At 64.6% G+C, this 20,371-nt stretch carries 23 protein-coding genes and 3 pseudogenes; 9 read left to right on the plus strand and 17 right to left on the minus strand.

Going from position 1 to position 20,371, the window contains the following annotated elements:
* Positions 1–27: 27 nt before the first annotated feature.
* The 4 genes and pseudogenes from LB572_RS05185 to LB572_RS05200 form a co-directional block, all read left to right on the plus strand.
* Positions 28–126 (plus strand): annotated as a pseudogene (locus tag LB572_RS05185) (KGG domain-containing protein); the annotation flags it as partial.
* 153 nt (positions 127–279) lie between these two features.
* The gene (locus tag LB572_RS05190) at positions 280–774 is read left to right on the plus strand and encodes a hypothetical protein (RefSeq protein ID WP_224666962.1); all 495 of its coding nucleotides are present in this window, start codon (positions 280–282) and stop codon (positions 772–774) included.
* Positions 775–786: 12 nt separating this feature from the next.
* Positions 787–1,005, plus strand: coding sequence for a hypothetical protein (locus tag LB572_RS05195; RefSeq protein WP_140811050.1), 219 nt, complete (start codon positions 787–789; stop codon positions 1,003–1,005).
* Between the two features lie 25 nt (positions 1,006–1,030).
* A complete protein-coding gene (locus tag LB572_RS05200; RefSeq protein ID WP_224666963.1) occupies positions 1,031–1,348 on the plus strand; it encodes a plasmid stabilization protein in 318 nt (105 codons plus the stop codon).
* A 160-nt stretch (positions 1,349–1,508) separates the two neighbouring features.
* On the opposite strand, the gene LB572_RS05205 is transcribed toward LB572_RS05200, so the two are convergent.
* Entirely contained in the window at positions 1,509–1,967 is a 459-nt protein-coding gene (locus tag LB572_RS05205; protein WP_140809012.1) for an Lrp/AsnC family transcriptional regulator, read from the minus strand.
* A 171-nt stretch (positions 1,968–2,138) separates the two neighbouring features.
* Here LB572_RS05205 and LB572_RS05210 point away from each other — a divergent pair, with 171 nt between their 5' ends.
* Positions 2,139–2,882 (plus strand): AzlC family ABC transporter permease, encoded by a 744-nt coding sequence (locus LB572_RS05210; protein WP_224666964.1) that lies wholly within the window; start codon positions 2,139–2,141, stop codon positions 2,880–2,882.
* Complete coding sequence (locus tag LB572_RS05215) at positions 2,879–3,178, plus strand: AzlD family protein (protein ID WP_224666965.1); 300 nt, start codon at positions 2,879–2,881, stop codon at positions 3,176–3,178. The genes LB572_RS05210 and LB572_RS05215 overlap by 4 nt, the downstream gene beginning before the upstream one ends.
* A 6-nt stretch (positions 3,179–3,184) precedes the next feature.
* On the opposite strand, the gene LB572_RS05220 is transcribed toward LB572_RS05215, so the two are convergent.
* From LB572_RS05220 to LB572_RS05245, 6 genes are all read right to left on the minus strand, one after another.
* Positions 3,185–3,688, minus strand: coding sequence for a hypothetical protein (locus tag LB572_RS05220; protein WP_224666966.1), 504 nt, complete (start codon positions 3,686–3,688; stop codon positions 3,185–3,187).
* A gap of 242 nt (positions 3,689–3,930) precedes the next feature.
* Entirely contained in the window at positions 3,931–6,027 is a 2,097-nt protein-coding gene (locus LB572_RS05225; RefSeq protein WP_224666967.1) for an EAL domain-containing protein, read from the minus strand.
* A gap of 101 nt (positions 6,028–6,128) precedes the next feature.
* On the minus strand, positions 6,129–7,289 hold the full coding sequence (locus LB572_RS05230; protein ID WP_224666968.1) for a M20 aminoacylase family protein: 1,161 nt from the start codon (positions 7,287–7,289) through the stop codon (positions 6,129–6,131).
* A 48-nt stretch (positions 7,290–7,337) separates the two neighbouring features.
* Positions 7,338–8,534: a diaminopropionate ammonia-lyase gene (locus tag LB572_RS05235; RefSeq protein ID WP_224666969.1), complete on the minus strand. Its 1,197-nt coding sequence runs from the start codon at positions 8,532–8,534 to the stop codon at positions 7,338–7,340.
* Positions 8,535–8,749: 215 nt separating this feature from the next.
* Complete coding sequence (locus tag LB572_RS05240) at positions 8,750–9,985, minus strand: Zn-dependent hydrolase (protein WP_224666970.1); 1,236 nt, start codon at positions 9,983–9,985, stop codon at positions 8,750–8,752.
* Positions 9,982–11,184 carry a diaminopropionate ammonia-lyase gene (locus LB572_RS05245; RefSeq protein WP_224666971.1) on the minus strand — a complete coding sequence of 401 codons (1,203 nt, stop codon included), beginning with the start codon at positions 11,182–11,184 and terminating at the stop codon, positions 9,982–9,984. The genes LB572_RS05240 and LB572_RS05245 overlap by 4 nt, the downstream gene beginning before the upstream one ends.
* 102 nt (positions 11,185–11,286) lie before the next feature.
* Here LB572_RS05245 and LB572_RS05250 point away from each other — a divergent pair, with 102 nt between their 5' ends.
* From LB572_RS05250 to LB572_RS05260, 3 genes and pseudogenes are all read left to right on the plus strand, one after another.
* Positions 11,287–11,772 carry an Lrp/AsnC family transcriptional regulator gene (locus LB572_RS05250; RefSeq protein WP_140809030.1) on the plus strand — a complete coding sequence of 162 codons (486 nt, stop codon included), beginning with the start codon at positions 11,287–11,289 and terminating at the stop codon, positions 11,770–11,772.
* Between the two features lie 80 nt (positions 11,773–11,852).
* Positions 11,853–12,133: pseudogene (locus LB572_RS05255) on the plus strand (type II toxin-antitoxin system RelE/ParE family toxin).
* A gap of 36 nt (positions 12,134–12,169) precedes the next feature.
* The gene (locus LB572_RS05260; RefSeq protein ID WP_112097758.1) at positions 12,170–12,469 is read left to right on the plus strand and encodes a HigA family addiction module antitoxin; all 300 of its coding nucleotides are present in this window, start codon (positions 12,170–12,172) and stop codon (positions 12,467–12,469) included.
* Positions 12,470–12,480: 11 nt separating this feature from the next.
* On the opposite strand, the gene LB572_RS05265 is transcribed toward LB572_RS05260, so the two are convergent.
* The 10 genes and pseudogenes from LB572_RS05265 to LB572_RS05310 all read right to left on the minus strand — a co-directional run bounded on the left by LB572_RS05265 (position 12,481) and on the right by LB572_RS05310 (position 20,309).
* Positions 12,481–13,440 (minus strand): branched-chain amino acid ABC transporter permease, encoded by a 960-nt coding sequence (locus LB572_RS05265; RefSeq protein ID WP_140809034.1) that lies wholly within the window; start codon positions 13,438–13,440, stop codon positions 12,481–12,483.
* 1 nt (position 13,441) lies between these two features.
* Positions 13,442–14,329 (minus strand): branched-chain amino acid ABC transporter permease, encoded by an 888-nt coding sequence (locus LB572_RS05270; RefSeq protein WP_140809035.1) that lies wholly within the window; start codon positions 14,327–14,329, stop codon positions 13,442–13,444.
* A gap of 7 nt (positions 14,330–14,336) precedes the next feature.
* Positions 14,337–15,041, minus strand: coding sequence for an ABC transporter ATP-binding protein (locus LB572_RS05275; protein ID WP_140809037.1), 705 nt, complete (start codon positions 15,039–15,041; stop codon positions 14,337–14,339).
* Positions 15,034–15,834: an ABC transporter ATP-binding protein gene (locus LB572_RS05280; protein WP_224666972.1), complete on the minus strand. Its 801-nt coding sequence runs from the start codon at positions 15,832–15,834 to the stop codon at positions 15,034–15,036. The genes LB572_RS05275 and LB572_RS05280 overlap by 8 nt, the downstream gene beginning before the upstream one ends.
* Positions 15,831–17,039: an ABC transporter substrate-binding protein gene (locus LB572_RS05285; protein WP_140809041.1), complete on the minus strand. Its 1,209-nt coding sequence runs from the start codon at positions 17,037–17,039 to the stop codon at positions 15,831–15,833. The genes LB572_RS05280 and LB572_RS05285 overlap by 4 nt, the downstream gene beginning before the upstream one ends.
* 281 nt (positions 17,040–17,320) lie before the next feature.
* Positions 17,321–17,737: a helix-turn-helix domain-containing protein gene (locus LB572_RS05290; protein ID WP_140809043.1), complete on the minus strand. Its 417-nt coding sequence runs from the start codon at positions 17,735–17,737 to the stop codon at positions 17,321–17,323.
* Positions 17,737–18,034, minus strand: a pseudogene (locus tag LB572_RS05295) (type II toxin-antitoxin system HigB family toxin). The gene LB572_RS05290 and the pseudogene LB572_RS05295 overlap by 1 nt, the downstream one beginning before the upstream one ends.
* Before the next feature lie 80 nt (positions 18,035–18,114).
* Positions 18,115–18,822 (minus strand): SDR family NAD(P)-dependent oxidoreductase, encoded by a 708-nt coding sequence (locus LB572_RS05300; protein ID WP_224666973.1) that lies wholly within the window; start codon positions 18,820–18,822, stop codon positions 18,115–18,117.
* Between the two features lie 112 nt (positions 18,823–18,934).
* The gene (locus tag LB572_RS05305) at positions 18,935–19,546 is read right to left on the minus strand and encodes a hypothetical protein (RefSeq protein ID WP_224666974.1); all 612 of its coding nucleotides are present in this window, start codon (positions 19,544–19,546) and stop codon (positions 18,935–18,937) included.
* A 166-nt stretch (positions 19,547–19,712) separates the two neighbouring features.
* Entirely contained in the window at positions 19,713–20,309 is a 597-nt protein-coding gene (locus LB572_RS05310; protein WP_224666975.1) for a YdeI/OmpD-associated family protein, read from the minus strand.
* Positions 20,310–20,371: the final 62 nt, after the last annotated feature.

Here is a 20,371-nt window from a genome sequence, read left to right on the forward strand (position 1 = left end):
GGCCAGCAGCAGGCCGAGGACCGTAACATGGGTCAGCGCAGCGCCGGCCGGCATAGAGGCGGCAGCGGCAACTTCAGCGAAGACCGCCAGCGTGCATCGGAAGCCGGCCGCAAGGGCGGCCAGCACTGAGTTTCAAATGGCGTCCGTGTCGTTCACGGACGCCATTTCTTTCTGCGGCGAGTTCCAGCCCTCGATGGAACATCTTCTCCCTCCTCCAGTTCACCTAGGACGGCCGCCGCAAACAGGCGACCACCGCAGGATGTTTCAATGGAGGCGCCAATGTCGCTGCATACGCTTCATCCCGAACGCGTCGACGAGACGCGCATGCGGGCCTATTCGACCTTCGGTCCCCTGCTGGTCCATGCGCTGACGCAACGGCTGGCCCGCTGCCAGGGCATGCGCGAACTGGACAAGGTGGAAAAGTTGCTGGTGCGCCTCATCGAGGAGACGGACGTTGCCGCTCCGCATGGCGAGGCGATGAAGGAGTTCGCGATCGAGCTCGTCGTCTCGACGCTGCGCAATGTGCGCGAGCATCCCGACGCCAAGCACGACCTGGAAGAGATCGACGAGCGGCGCACCGAAGGTCGCTCGGAAAATCCCGGCACGCTGGAAGAGCAATTGCAATCCGGGCTCGAGGACTCGTTTCCGGCCAGCGATCCACCGGCCGTGGTGTCGACCGCGATCACCGGCGGCTCGAAGGACATCATCGGCACAGACGAGGTGCTGCGCCGCAAGAGGGAAGCGCGCCGCGGCAGCCGACAGACTGAAACCTGAAGGAGGCCTGCAATGACACAGGCAAACGACAACATCCCGCATCGTCCGGGCGCGACCGACGCGCCACGGACAAGCAATCTGCCGACCACGGGCGGCGACGATCCCGATGTGCGCTTTCTGGCGGAGAACACCGATCTGTCGCCGAAGCAGGCGCGCGAGCTGATCCGCGAGCACGGCCATAATCGCGACAAGCTGCTCGAGATTGCGCGAACCATGAAGGCGGAGAGCTGAACGCCCCCAATCACGGAGAAGAAAAATGCCACGTGGCGACAAATCGAAATACACCGGCAAGCAGGAACGCAAAGCCGACCATATCGCCGAAGGCTATGAGAAGCGCGGCGTGTCCGAGAAGGAAGCTGAGCGGCGCGCCTGGGCGACCGTCAACAAGGACGACGCGGGCGGCAAGAAGGAAGGCGGCTCCGGACGCGGCAAGCACACCGGCAATCCGGCCGCGCACAAGGGTGGCAGGATGGGCGGCAAGGCCTCCGGCGAGCGCTCCGCGGCGGACAGGTCGGCTTCGGCCAGGAAGGCGGCCGCGACGCGTAAGAGGAATGAGAGCCACGCGCATCATTGATGACTTCCCCTCTCCCCTTGTGGGAGAAAGTGGATCGGCGCGACTGCGCCGAGACGGATGAGGAGTATTCCAGCGGAGTGAGACGCTGGCGTTCCTTGGAACACCCCTCATCCGTCGCCTTCGGCGACACCTTCTCCCACAAGGGGAGAGGGGAAGAATCCTAAAGCGGCATCTCGGACGTCTGCTTGATCGTCTGGCTGGGCACATCCGTCTTGACGTTCTGCACACCCCTGATGCGGCTCAGATGTTCCGACTGGAAGCGGCGGTAGTCGTCGATGCCGGCGGCCACGATCCGCACCATGGCGTCGCAGTCGCCCAGCATCAGATAGCACTCCATCACTTCGGGGAATTTCGCCACCTCGGCGGCGAAATGCTCGATCGTGTCCTCGTCCTGCTGCTTCAGCCAGATGCGGGTGAAGAATGTCTGGCCACGGCCGATCTTGGCCGGGTTGAGCATCGCGACATAGCGGTCGATGACGCCGGCCTCCTCCAGCAGCTTGACGCGCCGCAGGCAGGGCGACGGCGAGAGGCCTACCTCCCTGGCGAGATCGTTGTTGGCCATGCGGCCGTCGCGCTGCAGGGCGCGCAGAATGCGCCTGTCGATCTCATCCAGCTTCATAGCTCAAGATTCCAATGTTCTTTGTAAATGCGCTATCAAATGCCAAATCTTGGCAGAAACGGCGCAACTTCGCAACCCGATTGCCGGGCGTTTCGGCTATTGTCCGGCGATCGACAACCCCCGCAACCGAGCGGGAGAACGGCGGCCGCCAGGCCAGCCGAAGGCAAAGTCATGAGTGTTTCCGAGATCACCCTCGCAGGGGAGCAAACCAGCAACGGCCGCAGCGCCGAGTTCCGGCGCGGGCTTGCCGCCTCGACGCCGGTGCTGCTCGGCATCATCCCCTATGCGCTGGTGCTTGGCGCGCAGGCCGCGCAGAACGGCCTCAGCGTCGTCGAGGTGCCGCTGATGACCGGGCTCAACTTCGCCGGCGGGTCGGAATTTGCCGCGATCCAGCTCTGGACCTCGCCGCCGCATATCCTGCTGATCGCCGGCATCACCTTCCTGGTCAACAGCCGGCATTTCCTGATGGGCGCCGCACTTGCGCCTTTCATCAAGCACCTGCCGAAGCGACAGGTCTTTCCGGCACTGTTTCTGATGTGCGACGAGAGCTGGGCGGTCGGCCTGGCGGACGCGCAACGCCGCGCCGCCGCCGGCCTGCGACCAGCCTTCAGCCTGCCTTTCTATCTTGGCGCCGGCCTGCCCTTCTACCTCGCCTGGGTGGCGTTCACGACCTGCGGCGCAGCCCTCGGCCCGGTGCTTGGCGACGTCGGGAAATACGGCTTCGCAATGGCCTTCCCGGCCGTCTTCCTGGTGCTGCTTCGCGGTATGTGGAAGGGCTTTGCGGCGGCGCGGCCTTGGCTCGTCAGCCTAGTGGTGGCCGCGCTCGTCTATCTCGTCGTCCCCGGCGCCTGGTATGTGGCGGCCGGCGCGCTGTCCGGCCTGGTGGCCGCGTGGTTCCTGGCAGGTGAGAAATGATCGATCCGATGACCGTGTTCGCCATCCTGGCGATGGCCGGCGTGACGTATCTCACCCGCGTCGGCGGCTATGTGGTGCTGAGGAACCGCACGCTCAGCCCGCGCGCCACGGCAGTGATGGAAGCCGCGCCCGGCTGCGTGCTGATCTCGGTGATCGCGCCGGACTTCGTCTCGAAGAACCCGGCCGACCTCGCGGCGCTGGCCATAACCTTGGCTGCCGCGACAAGGCTGTCGATGCTGCCGACGGTGGTGATCGGAGTGGCTTCGGCGGGCGTGCTGAGATGGCTGATCGGCTAGCCGAGATCAGCCGCCGTAGAGCCTCAGTTCGTCCGGCTGGACCGAAGCGAGGTCGCCTTCGCCCTGCCCGCCCTCATGCTGCTTCAACGCGGCACCCAGACTTTCGTTGTCTGTACCTCGCGGATCGACTATCGCGCCAACGAGCGTGTCGAGAGAAACGCCAAGCTGGTCCAGGCCAAGCTGTCTCTCGATTTCGGCGATCGCCGATGGAGATTGCCGTTTCAAAGCTTCGACGGCGCTCTTGACCGCCGCGCCATAGGAAGACACCGACTCATAGTCGGCCTGATCGACACCGAACTCCTTGCCCGCGCGCTCCATCAGCCGCACCTTGACGGCCGTGATGTTGAGGCTGTCGACGCTGAACATGGTCGCCGACAGGGCGGGCGTCGACTGCATGAGCGGTATGCCCGCGGGGCCGGCGGCGATGCCGATGTTCGCCGCCGCCCTGGGGTTCGGCGGCAGGCGTGGCTGCAGGATCACAAGCGCGGTTGTGTTGAGCATCGAAGACATTTGCCGGTCTCGCAGACACCCGTCCATCATGGAGCGGACGCCGGACGGTCGACCCAAGACATCATGTCCTGAGCGGAACAGCCCACAGGCAGTAGTCCAGTTGTCCTAAAAATTCGCCAGAGCAACCGTTCATCATTTAACGAAATGGTGAGCCGCTCTATCACTTTGCTTGGCGCAAATCCTGGGAAAAGGGCCGGGCAAGGTCGCCTGATCCGCCCCACACTCGTCTTGGGATTGCTGCATCAACCAGCCCGCATCCCCAGCGCGCCGCCCGTCGCCCTTGCCACGATCGCTTCCAGCGGCTCGGGCCGGTGCAGGAAATAGCCCTGGCCATAGGCGACGCCCATGCCCATGAGGATCTCCAGCGCGTTCTTTTCCTCGACCTTCTCGGCCACCACCGCGGCGCCCATCGAGCGGGCGATGCCGGTGATCGCCGAGACGATCTCGCGGTCGAAGCGGCTGTCGGCGATGTGCTCGACGAAGGAGCCGTCGATCTTGATGGCGTCGATGGGAAAGCGTCTGAGATATTCGAAGGAGCTCATGCCGGCGCCGAAATCGTCGAGGCTGACGCGGCAATGACGCTCGCGCGCCCGGCGCACAAATGCTTCGGCCGCGTCGAAATTGGTGACGGCGGCGGTCTCGGTGATCTCGAAGCCGACGGCAGACGGCGAAGCGCCGCTCTCGGCAATGGCTTCGTCGACGAAATCCCAGAGCTGCGGATCGGAGAGCGTCTGCGCCGACAGGTTGAAGTCGAGCGAGACGGCGCCCGCGCGCATCGCTCCGCCATGGCGCGTCAGCGCGGTGCGGATGATCCAGCGGTCGAGCCGGGCGGCAAGGCCGAAGCGCTCGGCGACCGGCATGAAATCGCCGGGCGGGATCATGTTGCCGTTGCGGGCCTCGAGCCTGGCCAGCACCTCGACATGGCGGCTGTCTTCCCATGGCTGGCCGAGCCGGTGGATCTCCTGGCCGTAAAGCTTCAGCCGGCCGTCCTCCATCGCATCGACCAAGTCGGCGGCCAGCCGCGCGGCGTTGAGGCCGCCGGAGCCCGAAGTCGTTTCCGGCGAGAACACCGCGAAACGGTCGCGGCCGCCGGCCTTGGCGGCATAGCAGGCATCGTCGGCGCAAGCGAGCGCATCGGCCACGCTCATGCTGCGATCGCGCACGAAGGCGATGCCGATGCTAGCGGCAAGCCTGCGCGAGGTGATAGCCGAGCCGAGATCGGCGTTGCGCACAGCGGCAAGCACGGCGCGGGCAAGGTGCTCTGCACAGGCGTCATTGCAGTTCGGCACCAACAGCGCGAATTCGTCGCCGCCGAGGCGTGCCGCATGCGCCGCCGTCGGCAGGCTGGCGAGAATGCCCGCGGCGACGCTCTTCAGCGCCAGGTCGCCGGCGGCATGGCCGGCATAGTCGTTGAGGGCCTTGAAATAGTCGAGGTCGACATAGAACACGGCAAGCGGCAGCCGCTCGGCCATCGCGATGTTCTCGGCAAGCAACCGATCGAAGGCCGAACGGTTGAGCAGCCCGGTCAGAGCGTCGTGACGCGCGGCGAAAGCAAGCTCCTCGGCGCGCTGCTTCTCCTCGGTGATGTCGCGCACCGTGCCCAAAATCTGGCCGGCCGAGCCGACGCCGGCAATGAAACGCACCAGCGACTCGACATGGCGGATCTGTCCGTCGCGCAGGATAATCCGGTATTGCGAGGCGACGACGCTGTTCGAGCCTGGCGCGATCTGATGCGCCCGCTCGGTGGCTTCCTTGTCGTCGGGATGCAGGTAGGTGTGCCAGAGCTCGGCAGTCACCTCGTCCGTATCGGCAACCAGGCCGAAGATCTCGCGCGTGCGCGCGTCCCAAAAGCTTTTCCTGGTGCCGATATCGTGATGCCAGATGCCGGTGCCGCTGGCGGCAAGCGCGAGGCGGAACCGGGCATTGACCTGCTCGAGCGCCGTCTCGGCCTCTTTCTGCCGGGTGATGTCGGTCTGCACGCCCATCAGTCTGAGCGGCTTGCCGTCGGCGTCGCGCTCGACAATGCCGCCGCGGTCGAGCACCCAGACCCAATGGCCATCCTTGTGGCGCAGGCGCAACTCGGTCTCGATGGAATCGACGATGCCCGCAATATGCCGGTCGCCGCTTTCCTGAGCGCGCTGGCGGTCGTCCGGATGGGTAAGCTTCAGCCAGAGATCCGGCGCGTTGGCGAGTTCGCCCGCTTCGTAGCCCAGCATCTTCGACCAGGTCGGCGAATAATAGCAATCGCCGGTCGACAGATTCCAGTCCCATAGGCCGAGATGAGCGCGATCAAGCGCCATCGCCCAGAACTTGCCGTTGCGTTTATTGTCGTCCGCCATTCTTTGTTCTTGCCGCCCTGCCTCGGCAATACTGCATGAAAGCAGAGAAGAAAGAGTTACCGGGAGCGGTTCAGCTCATCTTCCCCCTTGTGAGGAGATTGCTAACCGCCCACTCCCAACCGTCTCCTCACCACAGCCGCATGAAACCGCGCGCCGTGCAGCAAACCCTCGTCGTTGAAATCATAGCCGGGATTGTGCAGCGGCGCGGTGTCGCCGTTGCCCATGAACACGAAGCATCCCGGCACATGGTCGAGGAAGCGGGCGAAATCCTCCGAGGCGGTCATCGGCTCAGCCGCGACGCGAACAGCGTCGTCGGCCAGCACCGTCCTGGCCGCCGCAAGCGCCTCGTCGACGAGCGCCGCGTCGTTGATCAACGGCATGAACTCGCGGGTATAAGTGACTTCAGCCGCGACGTTATAGGCCTGCGCCGTGCCCTCGGCGATGCGGCGCATCTCCTTTTCGATCGCGGCGCTCACCTCGGGGCGGAAGCTGCGGCAGTCGCCGAGGATGCGCGCGGTGCCCGGCAGCGCGTTACGGGTGCCGTCTGTGATGAGCTCGGTCACCGAGACGACGCCGATATCGGCGGGGCTCAGGCGGCGCGAGACGATGGTCTGCAGGTTGACCACCAGCGCGCAGGCGGCGACCAGCGTCTCCTGGCCGGCATGCGGCCGCGCCGCGTGGCCGCCGAGGCCTTTCAGCACGATCTCGAAATTATCCTCGGCCGACATGACAGGACCGCCGCGGGTCTCGAAATGGCCGATGGGCAGGCCCGGCATGTTGTGCAGCCCGAAGATCTCCTCGAAAGGGAAGCGCTCGATAAGGCCGTCGTCCAGCATGGCCAGCGCGCCCCTGCCCCATTCCTCTGCCGGCTGAAAGATGAAGCGCACCGTGCCGTCGAAGCCGCCTTCACCGGCAAGCAGCTTTGCCGCGCCGAGCAGCATCGAGGTGTGGCCGTCATGGCCGCAGGCATGCATGGTGCCGGGCGCCTGCGAGCGCCAGGCTTGCAGGCCTTGCTCGGCGATGCGCAACGCATCCATGTCGGCGCGCAAGGCGATGGCCCGGTTGCCGCTGCCTCGGGTCAGCGTGCCGACGACGCCAGTGCCGCCAACGCCTTCGGCCACCTCAAGTCCGAAGTCGCGCAGCTTATCCGCCACAAAGGCGGCGGTGCGTTTTTCCGCGAAGCCGAACTCAGGATGGGCGTGGAGATCGCGCCGCCACGCCGTCATCTCGCTGTGCAGTGCCTGTTGGTCGAGTTCAGCCATCGGTCGCGCCCCCAAGCCTTTTCTTAACACGGAGAACCGCAATCGCTCTCAGGCAGTCTGCAGGAACACCTCTTCCGGCGCCATCCCGACCAGCTCGGCAAAACGGCCATGGTCGGTCGCGCCCTCCGAATTGATGACGAGCACGCGCGAATGCCTGTCGAGGCCGAGTGCCGTGCGTATATGCCTGTCGCCCGCGGCGCGGACCAGGCCGGCGAGGCCTGCCCCGCCGCTCTCGCCGGAAACGATCGCCGGATCGCTGCCCAAGGGCCGCGCCAACCGCTTCATCACCGAGATGGCGTCCTCCTCGTCCACAGTCATGAAGGCATCGCCGACGCGCGCCAGCACGCGCCAGGCGACGAGGGAGGGCTCGGCGCATTCGAGCATCGTCATCACGGTCGGCTCTTGATTTGCGATCGTTGCCGGACGTCCGGCCTCGGCCGAAGCGTAGACGCAAGCCGACCGCCGCGGCTCGACCACCACGGCCTTCGGCCGCCTGGAGCCAAGCATGACAGCCATGTGGCCGGCGATCGCCGCCGCGAAGCCGCCGACGCCGGCCTGCAGGAAGACATGCGTTGGTGGCTCGGCCATGCGCCGCAGCGTCTCGCGCACGATCACCGTATAGCCCTGCATGACCAGTCCAGGGACGCGCTCATAGCCCAGCCAGGAGGTGTTGGAGACGATCTTCCAGCCGCGCTCGGCGCCGACGCGCGCGACTTCGCGCACCGCATGGTCATAGCCGCCCTCGACCTCGACAATCTCGGCGCCGAAGCGGGCGATGGCCGCGACACGCTCGCGGCTTACGCCGGCATGGACGAAGATCACCGAACGCGCGCCGACGAGGCTGGCGCCCTGCGCCACGGAGCGGCCATGATTGCCGTCGGTGGCGCAGACGAAGATCATGCCGGACGCGATCTGGCGCACTCTGGAGTCGTTTATCTCGCTGATATCGACATCGCGCCCGAGCCACTTGCCGGCCTCCTCCAGCACCAGCCGCATGACGGCATAGGCGCCGCCCAGCGCCTTGAAGCTGCCCAGGCCAAGACGCTGGCCTTCATCCTTGACATGAAGCGCCCCGATGCCGAGCTCGTCGGCCAGCGCCGGCAAGGCGTGCAGCGGTGTTTCGGCATGGTCATGGCGCGCCTTGAGATAATGCTCGGCCCGCTCGCCACCAGCCATGCCGAGTGCCTCCGCATCGGCGGCAACCAACGGCTGGTTGTATTCTGGACGTTGGTTGAGAAGCAGCATGCTAGTCTTCCTGCGAGGCACTGAACTCTGTCGGCGGGCGCGATTCGGGCGCGATTCCGCGCGCTTTAATTGGCTAAGTGATTGAAGTTTGTTTCGATTGAATGTCGCCGGATGTTCGCTTCGCAGCGACTCGATACCGCCAACTTGACTATTTTTGGGGGTATTCCGCCCCGGTTGCAGGGTGCCGGCGATGCCCATCTGCTTATCTACCCTTATTAGTCGGCCGCCAGCCGGGCGGCAACGCCGAGCAGGATGTTGGCGCCGGCAACGAGCTCGTCGGGAGCGGTGAACTCGGCCGGGTTGTGGCTGATGCCGCCCCGGCTCGGCACGAAGATCATCGCCGACGGCGCGATGCGCGCGATCATCTGCGCGTCGTGGCCGGCGCCCGACGTCATGCGCCGGCAGGACTGCCCGGCGGCCCTGGCGCCGTCCTCGATCAGCGAGACGATGCCGGCATCGAAGGTCACCGGCTCGAAACGCGCCAGGCTTTCGGCATGGATGGTGACGCCGGCGCTTGCGGCAAGCTCGTCGAGGAAGGCGGCGAGCGCCGCTTCCTGCTCGCGAAGATGCGTTTCGTTCGGATCGCGAAGGTCGATGGTGAAGGTCGCCCGCGACGGGATGACGTTGATGGCGTTGGGCTCGAAAGCGATGGTGCCGACGGTCGCAACCGTGCGCGTCGACGAAGCGCTGGCCCGGTCGGCGAGGAAGCCGATCACGCGCGCCGCGGCGACGCCGGCGTCGCGGCGCATCGACATCGGCGTGGTGCCGGCATGATTGGCCTCGCCGTCGATGGTGATGCGCTGCCAGGAAATGCCCTGCAGGTTTTCGACCGCGCCGACGGCGATGCCTTCGCGCTCGAGCACCGGCCCCTGCTCGACATGCAATTCGACATAGGCATGCGGCTTGAGGAAACCTGGCTCGTGTTCGCCGGCATAGCCGATACGCTCAAGCTCCTTGCCCAGCGCCGTGCCGTCGGTACCGATGGAGGCCAGCGCTTCGCCAAGGTCGCGGCCGCCGGCAAAGACCAGCGAACCCATCATGTCGGGCGAAAAGCGCACGCCCTCCTCATTGGTGAAAGCGGCGACGACGAGCGGGCGGGCCGGCGCGAAGCCGGCCTCCTTCAGGCTCTCGATCGCCTCGAGGCCGGCAAGCACGCCATAACAGCCGTCATAGATGCCGGCGTCGATCACCGTGTCGATGTGGGAGCCGAGCATGACGGGCGTCTGGCTTTCGTTGACGCCATCCTTCCAGATGCCGAAGATGTTGCCGATGCGGTCGACGGCGATTTCGAGCCCCGCCTCTTCCAGCCAACCGACGAGGCGATCGCGGCCGAGCCTGTCCATTTCCGAGGCGGCGACACGCACGAGCCTGCCCTGCGCGTCGCGGCCGATTCCGCCGAGTTCCTGGATGCGGCCTAGAAGCCGGTCGGCATTGATCGTCAGATTGCTCATGCCGGCAGCCTTGCATTTGCGACCTCGTCCGGCGCTATGCCCACCAGTTCGGCATAGCGGCCGGGATCGGTCGCGCCTTCGGAGTTGATGATGAGCACGCGCGAATGGGCATCGAGGCCGAGCGCCGTCCGCATCTTCTTGTCGCCAGCGGCGCGGATCAGCCCGGCGAGCCCTGCCCCGCCACTCTCGCCGGAGACGATCGCCGGATCATTGCCCGCAGGCCGCGCCAGGCGGTTCATCACCGCCACCGCATCTTCCTCGTCCACGGTCATGAAGGCATCAGCGAGACGCGACAGCACGCGCCAGGCCACCAGCGACGGCTCATAGCATTCGAGCATCGCCATCACCGTCGGCTTGCTGTGCGCGATCGTGACCGGATGTCCGGTCTTGGCCGTCGCATAGACGCAGGCCGCCCGCGCCGGCTCGACCACAGTCACGATCGGCCGCGCGTCGCCGAGCACGATGGCGAGATGGCCGGCGACCGCAGCGGCGAAGCCGCCGACGCCCGCCTGCAGGAAGACGTGGGTGGACGGCTCGGGCAGACGCTTCAAAGCTTCGCGTACGATCACCGTGTAGCCCTGCATCACCAGCCCCGGTATGCGTTCGTAGCCCGGCCACGACGTGTCGGAGACGACGGTCCAGCCGCGCTCGGCGGCGACGCGGGCGGCTTCCCTGACCGACTGGTCGTAATCACCGGCGACCCGCACCATTTCGGCGCCGAAGCGGGCGATGGCCGCCACGCGTTCGTTGCTGACGCCCGAATGGACGAAGATGACCGAGCGCGCGCCGACAAGGCCGGCGCCCTGCGCCACCGAGCGTCCATGATTGCCGTCGGTGGCGCAGGCGAAGGTCATTTGCGCCGAGATCGCCCTCACCTCGGGCTTGTGCAGTTCCTCGACCGCGACCGCGCGGCCGAGCCGCCTGCCGGCCTCCTCCAGCACGAGATGCATCACGGCATAGGCGCCGCCGAGCGCCTTGAAGCTGCCGAGGCCGAGGCGCTTGCCCTCATCCTTGATGTAGGCTGAGCCGATGCCGAGTTCGGCCGCCAGCGCCGGCAAGGCATGAAGCGGCGTCTCGGCATGGTTGTCGCGCGCGGCAAGAAAGCGCTCGGCCTCCCCGACGCCAGCGAGCCCAAGCGTCGCAGCATCCTCGGGCGTCAGCGGTTGATGATGATCGGGATGGCGGTTGAGCAGGAACATGGGTCTCTCCGTCTTGATTGCTGAAATTTATTGCAAGCCGGGCGAGAAAGGCGCTCTGTTTTGGCGCTCGAAATGCAAGTTTGTTTCGTTTGGAACGCTGCCATGCCCATTTCGCCCGAACTCGACGCCTTCGATCGCGCCATCCTCGCCGTCCTGCAAAAGGACAACGCCACGCCGCAGCGCGCCATCGGCGAGGCCGTGAACCTCTCGGCGCCGGCCGTGCAGCGGCGCATCAAGCGCATGGAGGAGACCGGTGTCATCCGCGCCAATGTCGCGCTGGTCGACCCGGCCAAGGTCGGCCACCCGATCACTATCTTCGTCGAGGTCGAGGTGGAGAGCGAGCGCGCCGAGCTGATCGACGCCGCCAAGCGCGGCTTCGCGCAAGTGCCCGAAGTGCAGCAATGCTACTACGTCACCGGCGAGGCCGACTTCATCCTGGTCGTCACCGTGGCGAGCATGGCCGATTACGAGGCGCTGACAAGGCGGCTGTTCTTCGAGAACAACAATGTGAAGCGGTTCCGGACGTTTGTGGCGATGGACCGGGTGAAGGTGGGGCTGGAGGTGCCGGTGGATGCACCTTCAGCATGATTCCATCTCGTATCATCACATGATACTTCGCGCTTGATCGCAGGAACGTATCATGAGAAGATACTATTCGAGGGCGGTGGATGATACGTTCGTTCAAGGACAAGACCACAGAAGCGGTTTCGACGGGCAAAGCTCCGAAAGGGTTCCAGCAGATCTGCTTCGTACCGCTCAGCGGAAATTGTTCATGCTCGACAATGCCAACGAACTTATGGATCTCAGGGTCCCGCCGGAAAATCGACTTGAGGCGCTGAAAGGCGACCGCGCCGGCCAGTACTCAATTCGTATAAACGAACAATTCCGCGTTTGCTTTCGATGGACCGATGGCGGGGCGGACTATGTAGAGATCACCGATTATCACTAGCGAGCCGACCAGCTCTCTTCGCAGGAGCGGAACCGAATGATCAACCTCGACAGACCCATTCACCCCGGCGAGATATTGAGGGCCGAGTTTCTCGAGCCGCTCGACCTGAAACCATACACGCTGGCGAAGAAGCTCCACGTCCCACGCACGCGTATCGAGCGTCTGGCCAACGAGACCACGCCTGTTACGCCGGACACGGCTTTGCGTCTGGCAAAGTTCTTTGGCACGACACCGCAGTTCTGGATGAACATGCAGGCCAGTTACGACCTGGCCGTCGAGGGCGCGTCGCTTCAGGAAGAGCTCAAAGAGATCGAGCGGTTCGAGGCGGCCGCCTAGGGGCTATCGCCTTACCGCCCCAGCCACCGCGCATAGATCTCTCCGACAATCCCGCGCCGGAAGATAAGAACGCAGACCATGAAGATGAGCCCGGTGGCGATCGTCACCGGGAAGCCGGAGGTCGCAAGCGTGTTCTCCATGCCGACGACGAGGCCCGCCCCAACCGCCGGGCCGACCATGGTGCCGATGCCGCCGAGTAGCGTCATCAGGATCACCTCGCCCGACATCTGCCAGGTGACGTCGGTGAGCGTCGCAAACTGGAAGACGATCGCCTTGGTCGCGCCGGCGAAGCCGGCAAGCGTGGCCGACATGACGAAGGCGGCGAGCTTGTAGCGGCCGACGGAATAGCCGAGCGAAATGGCGCGGTTCTCGTTTTCTCTTATTGAACGCAGGATCATGCCGAAGGGCGAATTGACGATGCGCCAGATGGCGAAGACGCCGATGAGGAAGACGGCGAGCACGAAGAAATACATGTTCATGGTGACGTTAAGGTCGATCACCCCGAAGAGCGTTCCACGCGCAACGCCCTGGATGCCGTCCTCGCCCTCGGTGAAGGGCGCCTGGACGCAGAAGAAATAGAACATCTGCGCCAGCGCCAGCGTGATCATCGAGAAATAGATGCCCTGCCGGCGGATGGCGAGGAAACCCATGACGAGGCCCATTAGCGCCGCACCCGCGGTGCCGAGCAGGATGGCTGCCTCCGGCGGCCAGCCCCAGGCTTTCACGGCGTAGGCGCAGAAATAGGCCGCGCCGCCGAAAAAGGCGGCGTGGCCGAAGGACAGCAGGCCGGTGTAGCCGAGCAAGAGATTGAAGGCGCAGGCAAACAGCGCGAAGCAGAGCATCTTCATGACGAAGATCGGATAGACGAAGAAGGGTGCGGCGATCAGCGCCGCGATGCCCAGCGCTATCAGCGCCCGCTCCAGCCTGAGCGAGGCAGCGGCGCGTTCCTGGTGCAGGGTTGCCTCGCTCATCTCAGGCATCCCTTCCGAACAGGCCGGCGGGCCTGAGCAGCAACACGATCACCATGATGACGAAGACGACGAGGTTCGAGGCTTCCGGGTAAAAGACCTTGGTCAGGCCCTCGGCGAGGCCGAGCATATAGCCGGTGACGATTGCGCCCAGGATCGAGCCCATGCCGCCGACCACGACGACGGCGAAGACGACGATGATGAGGTCGGAGCCCATCAGCGGGCTGACCTGGTAGACGGGCGCGGCGAGGATGCCGGCCAGGCCCGCAAGGGCCGCGCCCAGCCCGTAGGTGAGCGTCAAGAGCAGCGGCACGTTGACGCCGAAGGCCTGCACCAGCTCCGGGTTCTCGGTCGCCGCACGCAGGTAGGAGCCGAGCCTGGTCTTCTCGATCAGCAGCCAGGTGCCGATGCAGACGATGAGCGAGGCCACCACCACCCAGCCGCGATAATTGGGCAGGAACATGAAGCCGAGATTGGTGCCGCCGGCAAGCAGCGTCGGCACGGCATAAGGGTTGCCGGAGACGCCGTAGTAATAGCGGAACACGCCTTCGATCACCAAGGCGAGGCCGAAGGTGAAGAGCAGGCCGTAAAGCGGGTCGAGGCGGTAGAGCCGCGACAAGGCCAGGCGCTCGACCACCATGCCGAACAGGCCGACGATAAGCGGCACCAGGACCAGCGCCGGCCAATAGCCGATGCCCAAATGCACGAGCAGCAGATAGCCGATGAAGGCGCCCAGCATATAGAGCGCGCCATGGGCGAAATTGATGATGCGCAGCAGGCCGAAGATGACGGCGAGGCCGAGGCTGAGCATGGCATAGAACGAACCATTGATCAGACCGACGAGAAGCTGGCCGAGCAGTGCCTGGATGGGGATGCCGAAGACCGTCATCATGGCGCGATCATACTCCCAGCACCTCGTGCAGCTTGTCGGTGTGCGCGGAAAGCTGGCCGACCGGGAACTCCTCCACCACCTTGCCGTGGTCCATCAGATAGAAGCGGTCGGCGATGCGGGCGGCGAAGCGGAAATTCTGCTCGACCAGAAGGATGGTCATGCCGCGCTTCTTCAGCGTCGTCAGCAATTCGCCGATGCGCTGGACGATGACAGGCGCCAGGCCTTCGGTCGGCTCGTCGAGCAAAAGCATCTCGACGCCGGTGCGCAGGATGCGGGCGATGGCCAGCATCTGCTGCTCGCCGCCGGACAGTTTCGTGCCCTGGCTGTTGCGGCGCTCCTTGAGGTTGGGGAAGAGCTCGAAGATTTCTTCCACGCTCATGCCGCCCTTGGCCACGACCGGCGGCAGGATCAGGTTCTCGTCGACGGTGAGGGTCGCGAAGATACCGCGCTCCTCCGGCACGAAGCCGATGCCTTGATGGGCGACGCGGTGCAGCGGCAGGCCGATCAGTTCCTTGCCGTTGAAGGTGACGGAGCCGGCGCGCTTGCGGATCAGCCCCATGATGGCGCGCAGCGTCGTCGTCTTGCCGACACCGTTGCGGCCAAGCAGCGTGACGGTCTCGCCGCGCATGACGTCGAGGTTGACGCCGTGCAGCGCATGGCCCTCGCCGTACCAGGCGTGGAGGTCGCGCACGGCCAGCAGCGGCTCACTCATGCTCGGTCCCCATATAAGCGACGCGCACGCGCTCGTCCTTGCTCACCGTCGCGTAGTCGCCGGCCGCCAGCACCTGGCCGCGCTGCATGACGGTGATCCAGTCGCAGAGATCGGCGACCACGGTGAGGTTGTGCTCCACCATCAGCACGGCGCGGTCCTTCGCCAGCGAGCGGATGATGCCGGAAATCGTGCCGACATCCTCATGCCCCATGCCGGCCATCGGCTCGTCGAGCAGAAGCACCTTCGGGTCGAGCGCCAATGTCGTGGCGATCTCCAGCACGCGCTTCCTGCCATAGGAGAGGTCGCCGGCGAGACGATGCGCCGCGTCGTCGAGGCCAACGATGGCAAGCAGCTCGCGCGCTCTCGGCGTGAGCTCGTCCAGCGCCGAGACGGGGCGCCAGAACTGATAGCCAAGCCCGCCCGGGCGCTGCAGCGCCACGCGCACATTGTCGAGCACGGAAAGGTGCGGAAAGATCGCCGATATCTGGAACGAGCGGACGAGGCCCATGCGCGCCACTTTCGCCGGCGGCGCGCGGGTGATGTCGGTGCCGAGCAATTCGATCCTGCCGCTGGTCGGCTGCAGGAATTTGGTCAAGAGGTTGAAGATGGTGGTCTTGCCGGCGCCGTTCGGGCCGATCAGCGCATGGATCTTGGCCTGGTGGACGTCGAGGTCGACATCCTTCACCGCGACGAAGCCGGCGAAGTCGCGCCTGAGACCGCGGGCGGAAAGCACCACCCGCGGCGTCTTGTCGGTGCTGTCCGGGCGGACAGCGGTGGCGGTGTCGAGCGTCACTTGGTGACGAGCGGGCAGCCGCTGTCTTCGGCCTTCATGAAGGCCTTGTCGCCGGGAATGGTCGCCAGATAGGTGTAGTAGTCCCAGTCCTTCTTCGACTCTTCCGGCTTCTTGACCTGGTAGAGATACATGTCGTGCACCATCGAGCCGTCGGCCTGCACCTTGCCGTTGGCGGTGAAGACGTCGTTGACCGGCATTTCGTGCAGTTCCTTGGCCACCGCCTCGGTCGCGTCGGTGCCGGCCTTGTCGATGGCCTTCAGATACTGCGTCACCGCCGAATAGGTGCCGGCCTGGATCATGTTCGGCATGCGGCCGGTGCGCTTGAAGAAGCGCTGCGCGAATTCGCGGCTCTTGTCGTCGCGGTCCCAGTAGAACCCTTCGGTCAGCACAACGCCCTGTGCCGCCTGGAGGCCAAGCCCATGCACTTCGGCGAGCGTGAAGAGGAGCGCCGCAAGCCGCTGGCCGCCGGCAACGATGCCGAATTCGGCCGCCTGCTTGATCGAGTTGGAGGTGTCGAGACCGGCATTGGCGAGGCCGACGATCTTGGCGCCGGAGGACTGCGCCTGGAGCAGGAAGGAGGAATAGTCGGTGGAGCCGAGCGGATAGCGCACCTCGCCCAGCACCTTGCCGCCGCTTGCCTCGACAAGCTTGGCGGTCTGGTCCTTCAGCGAATAGCCGAAAGCGTAGTCGACGGTGATGAAATACCAGCTGTCGCCGCCCTGCTTGACCAGCTCGCCGCCGGTGCCGACGGCCTGCGAGTGCGTGTCATAGGCCCAGTGGAAGCCGTAGGGCGAGCATTGCTTGCCGGTAAGGTCGGTGGAGGCCGCGCCGGTGACGATGTCGATCTTCTTCTTTTCCTTGGAAAGCCCCTGGACGGCGAGCGCAACGGAGGACGTCGTGAGTTCCATGATCGCATCGACCTGCTCGGTGTCGTACCACTGGCGCGCGATGTTGGAGGCGATGTCGGGCTTGTTCTGATGGTCGGCGCTGACGATCTCGATCGGCGCGCCCTGCACCTTGCCGCCGAAATCCTCGACCGCCATCTTGGCGGCCTCGACCGACCACTTGCCGCCGAAATCGGCATAGACGCCCGACTGGTCGTTGAGAATGCCGATCTTGACCTTGCCGTCGGAGATTTCGCCGGCCGCCGCCGGCATTGCGGATGCCGCAAGGAGCGCGGCCGAGACGAGATAGGATGCTTTCACTGGTGGTTCCTCCCTGGTGGCAACCACGGGAAACGCGGCTGCCTCGCGATGGTTCAACAGTTCTTTCGGATTGGAGCCTCGATCCCGCTCTGCCGCTCCTCCTCCTGCGGGCCTCCGGTTTGCGGGCTGGCCGCGGTGTGCCTTGGGTGCACGGGCGCAAGCCTAGCATCACATTTCGCGAGCCTGGAATGCTATTTTCGTAGCATGGCGGATGAATGGGACGACCGGTTGCCGGAGACGATCAAGAGGCGGTCACGCGTCGATGAGACGCTCCAGGACGATCAAGCGCGAGCGGCGGCTTTTTTATCCTTTTTGTCGCCCTGGTCGACCAAGTGATAAGGAACGATCAAGACCTCCGCGGGGATATGCCACTCACGATTGAGCTTGAAAGCCATGTCCATCGTCAGCGCTCGCTTGCGGGCTAGAATCTCAGATGCACGCGACGCCGATCCGAGCAGCTTTACCAGCGCGTGCCTGCTGAGATTGGCCATCTCCATATGAGCAGTGATCGCGTCCACCGGGTCGGTTTCCGCGATAGGGTAGTGTTTTGCCTCGTATGCTTCGATGAGTTCAGCAAGAACATCGAAACGATCAGCGTCAGGCGTGCCGGGAACCGGCTCCTTGTCAAAATAGCGAGTGATCTCCGCAATCGCCCAATCGTAATCGGCTTCCGTCTTAATGGGTCGGATGTTGTCCATCACACCTTCTCCGCGTCTATCTTGTCGTACTCAGCGTGGGTGCCGACGAACTTGATGAGCACCCTCTTGAACGTATAGCTGACATGCGCAATCAGCCGGTACTTATCGCCCGCAATGTCGAACACCACTCGGTCATCAGCTACGAAATCGACGTTCGTGCCGAACTGTTCCTTGATGTCAGCCGGTCCCTTCCACTCTGCCCTTGCTCGATGCATTGAACCAGGCCGTCAGTGGCATTTTTGATTGCGGGTGCTTCGTCCAGAGGGTGACGAGCGCTTTCCTGCTGACGATTTGCATGCACCCATATAGCCATTTCCCAAACTGGGAACAAGAGAAATTTACCCAAATTGGGAAATATCCTTCCCACCGACGCCTGTTCACCACGGCAGCTTTTTGCCATCGCGGAAAAAGCCGCCGGTCGGGCCGTCGTCGGGCAAGGTCGCGGCCCAGACGATGCCGGCCGCGCCTTGCGCGACCGGGCGTCCGCCAGGGCCGCCCATGTCGGTCGCGACCCAGCCGGGACAGACCGAGTTGACCAGCACGCCCGCGCCACGCAGTTCCGCGGCCAGGATGCGGGTCAGGGCGTTGAGCGTCGCCTTGCTGGTCGAATAGGCCGGCGCGCCGGCTCCCATCGAAGCGAGTGAACCGCCCTCCGACGAGACGTTGACCAGCCTGCCGTGGCCGGCGGCACCGAGCAGCGGCGCGAAGGCGACCGCGACACGCCAGGCGCCGAAGACATTGGTCTCGAATGCCTCGCGGATCATCGTCCAGTCGGGCTCGAGCGCCCGTGCCGAAGGGTCATAGTGGATCGCGGCATTGTTGACCAAAACGTCGAGCCGGCCGAAGCGGCGTTCGACTTCGGCCGCGGCGCGGGCTGCCGCCTCAGGCGCGGCGACATCCAACGCGATGGCCTCGACCTTGCCGCCAAGCCGCTTCGCCGCCGCCTCGCCCTTGGCAAGATCACGCACGCCGATCAGCACGGTGAAGCCGAGTTCCGCAAGCTGGCGCGCCGTCTCCAGGCCGATGCCCCGGTTGCCGCCGGTGACGAGCGCCACCTTGCCGGAATGATCTGTGTTGGTGGTCATTGTTCCTGCTCCTGTTCGGGTTCGTCGACAGCAAGATGGCATCGATCGGATCGAATGATTAGGGCGCGGAATTCGCACGCATCGCGCGATTGGGCTCATGAAAGGCCTACCCTCAAACCAGCCAGGCCACCTTCATCGCAAGCAGGTGTCTGATCGCCAAGATGACAGTTGCCGACCGCTCGCCACGCGGCCATCCCCTTCCGCTAGGGAAAGCGCCAGACACAATCTGGAAACAAGATTCAACAGTCGGGAAAAACTCGCGAAAAAGGCGGCTGTCATAAGCGGCACCGGAGCAGCCGATGATTTGCGGCGCGCGACAAAAGACATTGTTCTTAACCAAGGAATGCCGATTATGAAAAAGACCCTTCTTTCCGCACTCGGCCTTGCCGTCGCGCTCGCTTTTGCGGTGCCGGCGCTCGGCACCACCGAAGCCAACGCCGCTACGACCGCCGCAACCACGACGACCACCACTGCTCCGGCTGCGACCGCCGAAGCCGCGAAGCCGGCAGCGACCGATGCCGCCAAGCCGGCCAGCAATGGCCCGCACAAGAAGCATCACCGCAAGCATCACCGTCATCATGCTCGCAAGCATCATCACGTGAGGAAGCACTCGAAGCATCATGCCAAGAAGCATCACGTGAAGAAGCACCACGTGCGCAAGCACCATGCGAAGAAGCATGTTGCGAAGAAGGCCGCGTAAGGCCTGACGCGTTTCGAACTTCATGACCGGATGATCCGGGACCGCTTGCAAAAGGGTTCAGGATCATCGCTCCCGAAAACGCCGCCCCTCCGGGCGGCGTTTTTGATTGCGGTCTTAGTGAGGCATGATCTTCTCCGAAAACCAGCAACCACTTTTCGCTAGACGCGGTCCTTCGGTTCGGGATCATGCCCTACTTCTTCTGCAGATGGATCGTCTCGCCGCGCGCCAGCATAGCGACGAGATCGGCGATCTTCTTCCTGCGCCCGGCTTCGGTCTTCATGTTGTGGGTGCGGAAGGCGAGCGCGAAGCGGTTCTGGGCGGAAAGCTTTTCCAGCATCTCCTTCGCCTTCGGCTCGGCATCGATCGCGGCCTGCAGGTCGGGCGGGATGGTCATCTCCCTCGACCCGCCATAGGCACGGTCCCAGCGGCCGTCGGCCTTGGCCGCCTCGACCTCGCGCAGGCCATGCTCGGTCATGCGGCCCGCCTCGGTCAGGCGCGCGACATTGTCGATGTTGATCTTGCTCCAGATGCTCTTCCTGCCGCGCGGCGTGTAGCGCTGCAGGAAGCTTTTGTCGTCGAGCGACTTGCGCACCGCGTCGATCCAGCCGAAGCAGAGCACGACGTCGACCGCCTCCTTCGGCGTGATCGAGGCGAGACCGGAACCAACCTTGTGGACCTTGATCCAGACTTCGCTTTCGCCGGCGTGGTTGTCGGCCAGCCAGGCGTAGAAGCTTTCGGCATCGGGGAATTCGCGAACCTTGTCCGGATCGACCTTGATCGGGGCCATCGTCACCTCTGCCGCATTGCTGATCGGGAGACAGTCTCGCCGATTCCGCGGCCCATGTAGCC

The sequence above is a fragment of the Mesorhizobium sp. BH1-1-5 genome, assembly GCF_020165615.1.
Taxonomy (GTDB): domain Bacteria; phylum Pseudomonadota; class Alphaproteobacteria; order Rhizobiales; family Rhizobiaceae; genus Mesorhizobium.

What these genes read in the sequence shown, in the direction of transcription:
- LB572_RS05230 (WP_224666968.1), bottom strand. Translation starts at nt 7,289, where the DNA reads ATGGCTGAACTCGACCAACAGGCACTGCACAGCGAGATGACGGCGTGG.
- LB572_RS05190 (WP_224666962.1), top strand. Translation starts at nt 280, where the DNA reads ATGTCGCTGCATACGCTTCATCCCGAACGCGTCGACGAGACGCGCATG.
- LB572_RS05290 (WP_140809043.1), bottom strand. Translation starts at nt 17,737, where the DNA reads ATGGACAACATCCGACCCATTAAGACGGAAGCCGATTACGATTGGGCG.
- LB572_RS05205 (WP_140809012.1), bottom strand. Translation starts at nt 1,967, where the DNA reads ATGAAGCTGGATGAGATCGACAGGCGCATTCTGCGCGCCCTGCAGCGC.
- LB572_RS05215 (WP_224666965.1), top strand. Translation starts at nt 2,879, where the DNA reads ATGATCGATCCGATGACCGTGTTCGCCATCCTGGCGATGGCCGGCGTG.
- LB572_RS05300 (WP_224666973.1), bottom strand. Translation starts at nt 18,822, where the DNA reads ATGACCACCAACACAGATCATTCCGGCAAGGTGGCGCTCGTCACCGGC.
- LB572_RS05270 (WP_140809035.1), bottom strand. Translation starts at nt 14,329, where the DNA reads ATGATGACGGTCTTCGGCATCCCCATCCAGGCACTGCTCGGCCAGCTT.
- LB572_RS05265 (WP_140809034.1), bottom strand. Translation starts at nt 13,440, where the DNA reads ATGAGCGAGGCAACCCTGCACCAGGAACGCGCCGCTGCCTCGCTCAGG.
- LB572_RS05310 (WP_224666975.1), bottom strand. Translation starts at nt 20,309, where the DNA reads ATGGCCCCGATCAAGGTCGATCCGGACAAGGTTCGCGAATTCCCCGAT.
- LB572_RS05240 (WP_224666970.1), bottom strand. Translation starts at nt 9,985, where the DNA reads ATGAGCAATCTGACGATCAATGCCGACCGGCTTCTAGGCCGCATCCAG.
- LB572_RS05245 (WP_224666971.1), bottom strand. Translation starts at nt 11,184, where the DNA reads ATGTTCCTGCTCAACCGCCATCCCGATCATCATCAACCGCTGACGCCC.
- LB572_RS05305 (WP_224666974.1), bottom strand. Translation starts at nt 19,546, where the DNA reads ATGAAGTTCGAAACGCGTCAGGCCTTACGCGGCCTTCTTCGCAACATG.
- LB572_RS05200 (WP_224666963.1), top strand. Translation starts at nt 1,031, where the DNA reads ATGCCACGTGGCGACAAATCGAAATACACCGGCAAGCAGGAACGCAAA.
- LB572_RS05220 (WP_224666966.1), bottom strand. Translation starts at nt 3,688, where the DNA reads ATGTCTTCGATGCTCAACACAACCGCGCTTGTGATCCTGCAGCCACGC.
- LB572_RS05195 (WP_140811050.1), top strand. Translation starts at nt 787, where the DNA reads ATGACACAGGCAAACGACAACATCCCGCATCGTCCGGGCGCGACCGAC.
- LB572_RS05250 (WP_140809030.1), top strand. Translation starts at nt 11,287, where the DNA reads ATGCCCATTTCGCCCGAACTCGACGCCTTCGATCGCGCCATCCTCGCC.
- LB572_RS05260 (WP_112097758.1), top strand. Translation starts at nt 12,170, where the DNA reads ATGATCAACCTCGACAGACCCATTCACCCCGGCGAGATATTGAGGGCC.
- LB572_RS05210 (WP_224666964.1), top strand. Translation starts at nt 2,139, where the DNA reads ATGAGTGTTTCCGAGATCACCCTCGCAGGGGAGCAAACCAGCAACGGC.
- LB572_RS05275 (WP_140809037.1), bottom strand. Translation starts at nt 15,041, where the DNA reads ATGAGTGAGCCGCTGCTGGCCGTGCGCGACCTCCACGCCTGGTACGGC.
- LB572_RS05235 (WP_224666969.1), bottom strand. Translation starts at nt 8,534, where the DNA reads ATGCTGCTTCTCAACCAACGTCCAGAATACAACCAGCCGTTGGTTGCC.
- LB572_RS05225 (WP_224666967.1), bottom strand. Translation starts at nt 6,027, where the DNA reads ATGGCGGACGACAATAAACGCAACGGCAAGTTCTGGGCGATGGCGCTT.